Raw genomic sequence first — 9,425 nt, 5'->3', positions numbered from 1 at the left:
CCTGCGCGGCGGCGGCCCGGTCTCCCGGCTTGGTGGGTCTCGACCACCGACACCGCAGAAAGGTGCCAGTCCGTACATCGCCCCACCAAGCCGAAGGAGAAGCCCGACCAAGTGGCTGGCCACCTTGAGTTCAACGAGAGCCCTCCCGGCACGAGTTCTCTGATCGGGCAGACATTCCAGAAGATTCCTGGTGAACACCAACGATTCTCAATGAAAGCCAGGTGGCCACAGACCTACGGCTTGGTGGGGCGGGCGTACGTGACCAAGGCTTTCTGCGGAGACAGCGCGGAGACCCACCAAGCCGCGAAAGACGACCACGACCAGACCGCAAGCTCCCAGGTCGGAACCCTCCTGCGCGGCGGCGGCCCGGTCTCCCGGCTTGGTGGGTCTCGACCACCGACACCGCAGAAAGGTGCCAGTCCGTACATCGCCCCACCAAGCCGAAGGAGAAGCCCGGCCAAGTGGTTTGCCACCTTGAGTTCAACGAGAGCCCTCCGAAAGTTCAGATGCTGTGGCACCGAACTGCCACGGTCCGGCCGATGGCCGTCGTCGTCGGTACTGGCATTCTCGGTTTGGACCGCGCGGAGGGAGCGAAGTTGAGGGCGATCCTGGAACCGGATCTGGCGGCCGCCGAGCGAACGCGGGAGTCGGTGCTGCGACTCATCCGCGAGCTCATGTCGGTCGCCGACGACGACCCGGATTCGGCGGAGGCGGAAGCGAAACTAACGGCGGCGAGGATCGGCGAGCTCACGGGCAAGACCGTGGCGCCTCATTCGCTGCTCCTCGCGTGGGAGGAGGAGGGCGAGGAGGTCGCCGCGTTTCGGGTCAGCCTCCCCGATCCGCCCGTGGTCGCCGACATCAGCAGAGCGGAGCTCACCGAGATCGTCGGCAGGGTAATCGATCCCGTGTTTCCCGACGATGAGTCGCCGCTCGGCGTCTTCGGCGTCTACCTCGGCTCGTGGTACCGGGCCCTCCTCTCGAGGAACTTCGCGAACTACTCGCCGAGGCTGTTCAACCGGGTGCGAGGCTCGGACGGCACCTGGGCGAACCCGACGGTCGCGGGCGTCGCCGAAGCGTTGTGGCCGATGCGATGAACACCGTCGAGGCCCGCCGTTCCCTGGCGGGTGCCGTCCTCGTCTCGACGCGTGCGTCGCGTCGTCATAATGGGGCAGTGCGCTACGAACTGTGGGAATCGGAGGACGGGGAACTTACCCTGTCCCCGGAGGGCGTGCCCCCGCCCGCGCCGCTCGACGCGGACGCGACACCGCTGCATGTCTTCGAGGCGGACACCTGGGAGCGTGCGATGGCCCAGTACCACGACCACATGGGCTGGGGACCGTACCGACCGGTCTGAGGACGACGCCGCCGGTCAGCCGGGTCGGTACGTGTCAGCCGTCTAACAGGTTGGCTTGTAAGCGATTCCGTGGTGGGGGCGTCAGCACTCGGGGACGCTGTCGGTCCGCATGGCGGTGCCCTCGTCCGTCAGGATCGCGGTGCTGTCGTCGATGTAGCCGCTGCCTCCGTCGAAGGTCACCTTGTAGTACCCGGTCATTTCGTCGGGTCCGGGGGACACATGGCAGGTCACGGTGACGGCGTTCAGCGTCGTGAGTTCCGCGATCGGCGTGACGTCCAGACCGGAGTCCGGCTCCTCCCAGACCGACACGGTGCCGTAGTCGGCGATGGCGCCGTCGACACCGCAACCGGAGAGAGTCATCGCGGCGGCCACGGCAGCCAAGGTGGGCAGGACAGTTCGGGTCAGTCTCATAAGGTCCCCTTCGCCAGAGGTGCCGTGCCGCAGGCGATCCGCTGGGCAACGGGACAACCACTCCCTACAGTCTCCGGTTTCGGGGGAAGACTGTCAATATGGTCGCCGAGTCCGATTCCTTTCGACTCATGGCTTACGGTGCCGAATGTCGGTTCTCGTACGCGACGACATTCTCGCCGCGATCAGTCGAACCGATTGGGGCCACACCGAAATCGCGGGAGTGACGGACCGCGTCCTCAGTAGAGGTAGACACTGCCGAGCCAACACATGACGATGAGCGTGCTCGCGCAGATGACGATTCCGAGGCGGGGGTTGCGATCGATGCGTCCACCCGGCCCCGTAACCGGGTCGCCGAGTGTCGGCCGGGCGACTACGCCGATCGTCAGCCAGCCGGCCGTGAACGCGCACGCGGGCGCGATGAGCCCGGCGATGACCACGCCGATGACGTCACCGAGGGAACCGTCGGTCGACGTCGAGGACAGGATCGCGACGGACGCGAACAGTCCGATGAGCGCCCACACCCCGTAGATCAGGCCGTTGCGCTCGTCGGATCGCCAGCGGGGCAACAGTTTCGGCCGGTGCGCGAGGTATCGGGCCTGGCCGTAGGCGGCTTCGGCGGTGTCCACCAGGCTCCGGACGTGGTCGACGGCGTGACCGGGCGGCGACGCCGGGACCGGCGGCGGATGAGTCGGCAACGGTGACAGTCGACAGTGGTGCGACAGCTCGGAGAGGCGGTCGCGTTGTTCCGAGAGCCGGTGAGTCAGGCCGTCGAGCGCGTCGGTGGCGGAGCGGCGGTGGTCGTGCTCCGTGGCGGTGGTGCGCGCGTGCGCGGTGCGCACAGCGTCGAGCTCCCGCAGCCTCGCCAGGTATTCCTCCCACGCGTTCACGCTGTCGCCTCCCTGCGGCTGAACGGGACGATCAATCGCCGTGTGTTGGCGTGCCGGTCGATCAGCAGCGCCCGGTTCGGGCGAGGGTTCCAACCCAGCACCGATTGTCCATATAGGTTGAGCAGTTCGTGTCCGGGAACGTTGAGGACGATCGACGTCGCGATGTCCTCTCTTCCGCCGGGGCCGAGGTCGTCCATGTGTCGACGCAGGTTGCGCCACCAGCCGAGGAGGTGCACGCCGGAGGCGGGCCCGGTCCGCAGGACGGCGCGGAGCGCCTCCTGTTGGGGGCGGGTCAAGGTCGCCGAGTCGAGGCCGAAGCCGAGGACGTACACCGGTCCCGTCCGGTCCGGCAGCGCGGTGAGAGCCGCGCCTAGGCCCGTCGCGTCGACGTGTTCGACGATCGACGAACCCAGGGCCGCCACGGTGTCGGCGACCGTGTCGGCTTCGGCGAGGCCCGCGACGACGAAGGTCGCGTCCGGCACCTGGGCCCGTAGCGACAGCGCGGCGGCGTGCAGGAGGTGCGCGCCCGCCACGTCCGGGCCGATGATCGCGAGGTGGCTCCCGGGCCGGGTGTCGAGCGGCAGAGCCACGGTCGGCAGCCCGGCGTCCACGTAGCGTCCCAACAGGACAGATGGCGTGGCGGTCGCCGCCAGCGCGGCGTAGGCGGGGTCGTCGTCGATGTGGACGGCGGCGTATCCCCGGAAGACTGTCGGCGGAGCGATGTCGCCGCGCGCCTGCCACAGGTCGTGTCGAAGTCGCCGCAGTTCCTCCGGTTCGGCGTGCGCGTTGGGGAAGCGGATGACCCGGTCCCTTCCGGACAGTCCGCCGTCGGGATTGACGACGGCCTCGCCTGTGCGCAGCCCGTTCGCGGCGGTGTTGTGCGTGTCGAGGACGCCGGTGGCGCCCGGCAGCGCGATCCGCAGACCGAACTGGCCGAAGATCGAATCGCGCTTCGTGTACAGCGCCTCGATCCCGGACGTCGTCTGGCTGGCGAGCACGAGGTGGATGCCGTAGGAGCGACCCTTGCGGGCGACGTTCTCCAGTAGCGACACCGCCTCCTTCGCGAGACCGTCGTTGCCCGCGAACAGGACGTGGAACTCGTCGATGACGCACACGATGCGCGGCACCGGCCGTTCGGCGCGCAGCTGCGCGTACCTCGCCACACCGACGGCCTTCATCGCTACGGAGCGCCGGGTCATCTCCGCGTCGAGTTCTCGGAGGATCGCCACGCCGTACTCGCGATCGGACTCGATGCCGACGGCGCGGGCGTGCGGGATGAACGTCGGGTCGCCCGGTCGCGGCGTGAACTCGGTGAAGGAGACGCCTTCCTTGAAGTCCAACAGATACAGGGCGAGGTCCTGCGGCGAGTACCGAGCCGCGAGTCCATAGAGGATGTCGAGGAGGAAGACGGTCTTGCCCCCGCCGGTGCGCCCGCCGATGAGCCAGTGCGGAGTCGCGTCGTCGAAGGCCAGGGTGACGGTGCCGCTCGCGTCTCGGCCGGCGACGGTGGTGAGGCGCTCGGAGGGATCGTGCGTCCACAGTTGCGCGGGGCGGATGTCGGCGAAGGTCATCACGGACGCCGCGCGGGCGACCTCGGCGAGTCTCGCCGCCTCGGCGCGCACGTAATCGGTCGACAGTGGTGGGTCGAAGTGGACGTCGGCGGCGAGTCCGCCGTCCGTACCGAACGGCGCGCCCGGCGGGTTCGCGACGCGCATGTGCTCGCCGACCGTGACGTCGACGGAGTCCGGCAGGCCCGAGAAGCCCGCCGCGATGAGGTGCAGCCCCGCCGCGACGCCCGACCGGGCCAGGGCCTCGATCCGTTCCGCGACACCGTTCGCGCGCGACGGAGCGGACGCGATCGCCAGGATCATCGTCGTGCCCCGTTCACCCGACAGCCGGGCCTTCACGTGCGCCTCGGCGCGTGCGAGCGCGGCGGTGAAACCAGCGTCATCGGTGGCGGGCGCGCTCATCCGACCCGCGTCGACGAGCGGCCGCAACGCGGCGACCGAGGCGCCGACGGACGCGGCGTCGACGGTGACGATGTCGACCGTTCCGGGGTCGGCCTTCGCGATCGCCTGCAACAGAACGGAACGGATCAGCGCGGCGACCCGCGCGTCCTTCGCGTCCGCCGACAGGCACAGGTGCGCCGACGACAGGAACGGCACGTAGACGCCGAACGAGGCGGCGTGCAAGCGAGCGGTGCCCAGTCGGACGACGGTCGGGAGCGCGTCCAGATGCGAGGCGGCGGCGTCGAGCCTGGCGGCGAGCGCGGCCTCCGTCGCGAGCAGATCGGGTGGCGGGGGCGGGTTCGGGGCCGAGTCGAGCGCGGCTCGGGTGGCGTTGATCGTGCCGACGGCCGTCATGTGCGCCGTGACGGCGGCGTCGAAAGTGCCGCGCAGACCGGGCATCGCGGGCCCCTTTCGAACGGTGGCGGTGGACGGTTCGACGATACCGACTGTCGCGGCGGGAAGGGGCAGAGGTTTCGGTGCCGTCGGCCCGTGATCCCGATGCGCCGCATCGATCCGGCTGCGACGGCTTCCCATGCGGCGGTGGGCATGAACCGCTTGGTTGGGCAAAAGTTCCGCTTGGTTGGGCAAATTGCGAAAACACGCCTAATTCGAACATTTGCCCAACCAAGCCAGCCATTTGCCCAACCAAGCGGAGATCAGGAGGTCACCTGTTCGTTCGTGGACGGTGAGATCCGGTGGCGGTGGTGAGATCTGGTGGCGGTGGTGAGATCCGGTGGCGGTGGTGAGATCTGGTGGCGGTGGTGGCCGGACCGGGTCGGTCGTCCTGGGCTTGGCGATGCCGGTGGAAGCGTTCGATCCACTCGTCGTTGAGGGCGTCGGCCTGTCGGTGGTGGCGGGATCTGATCGACGTCTCCGGCGGGAGTTCGATCCCGAGGTGGTCGAGGACGCCGCGTGTCGTCCCGGCGGGATCGGCGTCCAAGCCCCCGTACGTGATGACGTGCGGCTCGACGTCGTGCGCGTCGAACCAGTGCACCCAGCCCGCGTTGTGATCGTCGATCTCACCGACGAGTTCGGCGATCCGTGACGCGTCGAATCGTGGCTCCCCGCCATTGGTGCCGTTGCCGCCGATCTCGCCCGCGCCACCGATGTACCAGGTGTCCGTCTGTTCCGCGCGCAGCCACGACACCGCCTGCGCCACAGCGTTCTCCCGCCGCAGATACACGAAACCGACGCGACCGAAGGCCTCCGTCAGCGAGGCGAGATGGTCGAGGGCGGTGCTGGTGGACCCGAGCTTGGCGACGAGTTCGGCGAGCGTCCCCCACATGAGTTTCGCCGCGAAGACGCCGTTGTCGGTGCTGCCCGCCGCGATCGCGGCCCGGACGAAGGCAGGGTAGTGGATTCCTCCGGTCCCGGTGCGCGGCAGCGCCCAGCGGTCTGCCCACAGTGGTTCATCGGGGGAGCGGAAGTACGCCTGCGGATGACCCGCGACGCCGGTCGAACCCAACAGACCGAGCAGCAGCGAGCTGCCCGTCCGGGGCGTGGCGCACACGAAGTACGCGTCGACGTTCGGGGACACCGCGCCAATATAGAGGGCTTTCGGTCGACACCCGCTGCGCCCGCGCGGCGGGCGTCGAATCGCGGTGACGTTTCGCCGGACCCCCATTACCTTTTCGGTGGTCCCGCAACGGGCCTCCGGGCCTCCCGGTATCGGGCCGGTATCGACCAGCCACTGCCGACATTCGTTCACCGAGTCGGCATGCCCCCGTGTGGACTGTTCACGACCATGGCCAGTGATCCCGCAGCAAGGTAGTAGTGCCCCGGGAAGTACTCGATGTGCTGGTGCCCGCCGTCGTCCATCTCCGCTATCGACCGAACGTTGTCAGCGAGGGCAGTCAAGCCTTGTCGGTCACCCTCGATAAGGAGACCGCGGTGCTCCAAGTCGACTCTGATCCGGACGCCCGGGCCGCTGTTGCCCACTACCTGGACCGAAGCGAGTTCAGTGCCACCGAAACTCGGTTCAGCCGAGGCGGTGGCTTCCACGCAGCCCTCCCCCGCGACAAGAGCAAGGGCCAGGACAACGAGTTCCGCCGCCCCGCCAGAGACGTCGACCCCACCCTCATTGGGAAAGAACAGAACCCTCATCCGCGACAACCCCTTCGGTTCCACGACTCCGACTCAACGATCAAAGCTGTTGCCCCTCGCCAACCGGGGCTCCCCAGCTCAAGATCAGCCGTCACGGACGCTACTCCGCTTGACGAAACCCATAAGGGCACCCCCGAATAGGCGGTCATCGACGCACTGCCCAACCGTCGAGCCGGGGCGGCGGTTCCCGATATCGGAAGCGCGATTCCGGTACCGTGCGGTGGTTCGAAGACCCGTACCTGGGCCCGCCGAGTGACGCCCTGACACGCGCCTCACGCGGTCCGAAGCAACGGGACAACCTCGAGATCGGAGTACTCATGCTGGATCGTCCCCGGGCACCGTGGCCGTACGATTTCCTACCGAAGGTCGCGTCGTTCACCGTGACGTCCAACGACATTCGCGACGGCGAACTGCTCGCGCAAGACCACGTCGCCGCCGCCGGCGACACCTCCCCGCACCTGTCGTGGACGGGTTTCCCCGAGGCGACCAAGAGTTTCACCGTGACCTGCTTCGACCCGGACGCCCCCACCGGCAGCGGCTTCTGGCACTGGGTCGCGGTGAACCTGCCCGCGACCGTCACGCAGCTGCCGCGTGGCGCCGGTGCCAAGGACTACGCGCTGCCCCCACCCGCGCTCAGCGTGCGCAACGACTACGGCGACCGCTGGTACGGCGGAGCCGCCCCGCCACCTGGTGACCACCTGCACCGCTACCTGTTCGCGGTGCACGCGGTCGACGTCGAACGGCTCGACGTCGGGCCTGACGCGGCCCCGGCGGTCGTGGGCTTCAACCTGGCGTTCCACACGATCGCCCGCGCCGTCGTCACCCCGGTCTACCAGGCCTGACGCACGCGCCGGGCGGCGATCAACCACCGACCGTCCGCCCGGTCGGAGCGTTCGGATCAACAGCGCCGAAGGAAACTGAGGCTGCCGGCGAGGCTGGTGCCGCCGTGGAGGGGCGTCGAGATGACGTCGTACGTCCGCGCCACATCGCCGACCGAGACCCGGATAAGGCCCCGCGCGAGCGCGCCGGTCTTCAACGCCTGCAAGGGAGGGACGCGTTCGGCGTCCCAGCTCGGCAGCGTGCCGCCAGCCGCCAGGAAGTTCAGCAGGCGGATCGGCGACGACAGCAGTGTCGTTCCCGTTCCGTCGATGTCGTCCGGCAGGCCGAGTGACGCCCGACACGACGCGGACGTCGCGACGACCGTGCCGCGCTCGTCGAGCAGTAGGCAGGCGTCGGCGGAACCGCTGACGGCTCCCGCCCACGACTGGCACGCCGACCGGCCGACATCGTCGGCTGCGGTCAACGACAACTCGATGCGCGCCATGTGCCGCTCCTCCCACCTATGCCCGGTTACCTGAGCCAACGTTAAGTCCGATGGTCATCCGCATGGCCGACGTCCCGTCGACCCGTCAAACATGGCAGCCTATGGCCATGATTGACGAGCGGTTCCCTCACGAGGTCCACAGCGAGGTCGGGCGTTTGCGAACGGTGGTGCTGCACCGGCCCGGCCCGGAGTTGAAGCGGTTGACGCCGCGCAACAACGGTTCGCTGCTGTTCGACGGTATCCCGTGGGTCGACCGCGCGCAAGAAGAGCATGACGCGTTCGCGGCGGCGCTTCGATCGCACGGCGTCGAGGTCTTGTACATCCAGCAGTTGCTGCGGGACACCCTCGCGCTGCCCGACGCGCGCGAGGCCGCCGTGGCGTCCGCGTTGGCGGACAAGCGGCTGGGGGACACGTTGCGGGCGTCCGTCCGCTCCTATCTATCCGATTTGGATGTCGACACTCTTGCCTCCACGCTGATCGCCGGACTGTCTCATGAGGAGATTCGACGGGGCTCCGGCCTGGTGTACACGATGATGGATCGTCACGATTTCGTGATCGACCCGCTGCCGAACCTCCTGTTCACCCGCGACTCATCGGTGTGGATCGGCCGCCAGGTCGCGGTGACGTCGCTGGCGATGCCCGCGCGCCAACGCGAGACGAGCCTCACCGACTTGATCTACACCCACCACCCCCGGTTCGCGGGCTCGCCGAAGCTGTACGACCCGTCGCTGGAACACCTGGAGGGCGGGGACGTCCTGCTGCTGGCGCCCGGCGTCGTCGCGGTCGGAGTCGGGGAACGGACCACCCCGGCGGGCGCCGAGCGGCTCGCGCGGCGCATCTTCGCCGCCGACCTGGCCCACACCCTGCTCGCGGTGCCGATCGCCCAGGAACGCGCGACGATGCACCTCGACACGGTGTGCACAATGGTCGATGTCGACGCGATGGTCATGTACCCCAACGTCGCCGACACGCTGACCGCGTTCACCGTGCGGCGGCACGAGGACGACCACATCATCGTCGAGAAGCCGCAACCGTTCCTGACGGCGGCGGCCTCCGCGATGGGCATCGACGCGTTGCGGCTCATCGACACCGGTCTCGACCCGGTGACGGCCGAGCGCGAACAGTGGGACGACGGCAACAACACCCTCGCGATCGCGCCGCGCCTGTGCGTCGCGTACGAACGCAACCAGGAGACGAACAAGCGACTGTCGGACGCCGGCATCGAGGTCGTGGAGATCGCCGGTTCCGAACTCGGCTCGGGTCGCGGCGGGCCGCGCTGCATGTCCTGCCCGATCCTGCGGGACGCCTACTAGGCCCAAGTGCGCGTCGGGCCGTGG

At 68.7% G+C, this 9,425-nt stretch carries 10 protein-coding genes; 4 read left to right on the top strand and 6 right to left on the bottom strand.

Annotated features, from left to right (window positions below; translation table 11 throughout):
- Nucleotides 1-539 precede the first annotated feature (539 nt).
- Nucleotides 540-1,094, top strand: a complete 555-nt coding sequence (locus ACM9NP_RS22010) for a hypothetical protein (protein WP_415648667.1) — start codon at nt 540-542, stop codon at nt 1,092-1,094.
- A gap of 77 nt (nt 1,095-1,171) precedes the next feature.
- Entirely contained in the window at nt 1,172-1,354 is a 183-nt protein-coding gene (locus tag ACM9NP_RS22005) for a hypothetical protein (RefSeq protein ID WP_415648666.1), read from the top strand.
- 81 nt (nt 1,355-1,435) lie between these two features.
- Here the strand turns inward: ACM9NP_RS22005 and ACM9NP_RS22000 are convergent, their stop codons facing one another.
- From ACM9NP_RS22000 to ACM9NP_RS21980, 5 genes are all read right to left on the bottom strand, one after another.
- Entirely contained in the window at nt 1,436-1,765 is a 330-nt protein-coding gene (locus ACM9NP_RS22000) for a hypothetical protein (RefSeq protein ID WP_415648665.1), read from the bottom strand.
- Between the two features lie 236 nt (nt 1,766-2,001).
- Nucleotides 2,002-2,652 (bottom strand): hypothetical protein, encoded by a 651-nt coding sequence (locus ACM9NP_RS21995; RefSeq protein ID WP_415648664.1) that lies wholly within the window; start codon nt 2,650-2,652, stop codon nt 2,002-2,004.
- On the bottom strand, nt 2,649-5,060 hold the full coding sequence (locus ACM9NP_RS21990) for an FtsK/SpoIIIE domain-containing protein (RefSeq protein ID WP_415648663.1): 2,412 nt from the start codon (nt 5,058-5,060) through the stop codon (nt 2,649-2,651). Before ACM9NP_RS21990 ends, ACM9NP_RS21995 begins: the two co-directional genes overlap by 4 nt.
- Nucleotides 5,061-5,325: 265 nt before the next feature.
- A complete protein-coding gene (locus ACM9NP_RS21985) occupies nt 5,326-6,198 on the bottom strand; it encodes a Stf0 family sulfotransferase (protein ID WP_415648662.1) in 873 nt (290 codons plus the stop codon).
- Between the two features lie 167 nt (nt 6,199-6,365).
- Nucleotides 6,366-6,764 carry an Imm32 family immunity protein gene (locus ACM9NP_RS21980; protein WP_415648661.1) on the bottom strand — a complete coding sequence of 133 codons (399 nt, stop codon included), beginning with the start codon at nt 6,762-6,764 and terminating at the stop codon, nt 6,366-6,368.
- Between the two features lie 317 nt (nt 6,765-7,081).
- Here ACM9NP_RS21980 and ACM9NP_RS21975 point away from each other — a divergent pair, with 317 nt between their 5' ends.
- Complete coding sequence (locus tag ACM9NP_RS21975) at nt 7,082-7,606, top strand: YbhB/YbcL family Raf kinase inhibitor-like protein (protein WP_415648660.1); 525 nt, start codon at nt 7,082-7,084, stop codon at nt 7,604-7,606.
- Nucleotides 7,607-7,662: 56 nt separating this feature from the next.
- On the opposite strand, the gene ACM9NP_RS21970 is transcribed toward ACM9NP_RS21975, so the two are convergent.
- Nucleotides 7,663-8,088 (bottom strand): hypothetical protein, encoded by a 426-nt coding sequence (locus tag ACM9NP_RS21970; protein WP_415648659.1) that lies wholly within the window; start codon nt 8,086-8,088, stop codon nt 7,663-7,665.
- A gap of 107 nt (nt 8,089-8,195) precedes the next feature.
- Between ACM9NP_RS21970 and ACM9NP_RS21965 the strand changes: the two genes are divergently transcribed.
- Nucleotides 8,196-9,401 (top strand): arginine deiminase, encoded by a 1,206-nt coding sequence (locus ACM9NP_RS21965; protein WP_415648658.1) that lies wholly within the window; start codon nt 8,196-8,198, stop codon nt 9,399-9,401.
- Nucleotides 9,402-9,425: the final 24 nt, after the last annotated feature.

The organism is Stackebrandtia soli, assembly GCF_965137155.1.
GTDB classification, from domain to species: domain Bacteria; phylum Actinomycetota; class Actinomycetes; order Mycobacteriales; family Micromonosporaceae; genus Stackebrandtia; species Stackebrandtia soli.
Note: the sequence above shows the minus strand (reverse complement) of the source record. Positions and strands in the feature narration are given on the sequence as shown.

Bases quoted from the DNA above. Each gene is read 5' to 3' on its own strand.
- ACM9NP_RS21975 (WP_415648660.1), top strand. From the start codon at position 7,082: ATGCTGGATCGTCCCCGGGCACCGTGGCCGTACGATTTCCTACCGAAG.
- ACM9NP_RS21965 (WP_415648658.1), top strand. From the start codon at position 8,196: ATGATTGACGAGCGGTTCCCTCACGAGGTCCACAGCGAGGTCGGGCGT.
- ACM9NP_RS22000 (WP_415648665.1), bottom strand. From the start codon at position 1,765: ATGAGACTGACCCGAACTGTCCTGCCCACCTTGGCTGCCGTGGCCGCC.
- ACM9NP_RS21980 (WP_415648661.1), bottom strand. From the start codon at position 6,764: ATGAGGGTTCTGTTCTTTCCCAATGAGGGTGGGGTCGACGTCTCTGGC.
- ACM9NP_RS21990 (WP_415648663.1), bottom strand. From the start codon at position 5,060: ATGCCCGGTCTGCGCGGCACTTTCGACGCCGCCGTCACGGCGCACATG.
- ACM9NP_RS22010 (WP_415648667.1), top strand. From the start codon at position 540: ATGGCCGTCGTCGTCGGTACTGGCATTCTCGGTTTGGACCGCGCGGAG.
- ACM9NP_RS21970 (WP_415648659.1), bottom strand. From the start codon at position 8,088: ATGGCGCGCATCGAGTTGTCGTTGACCGCAGCCGACGATGTCGGCCGG.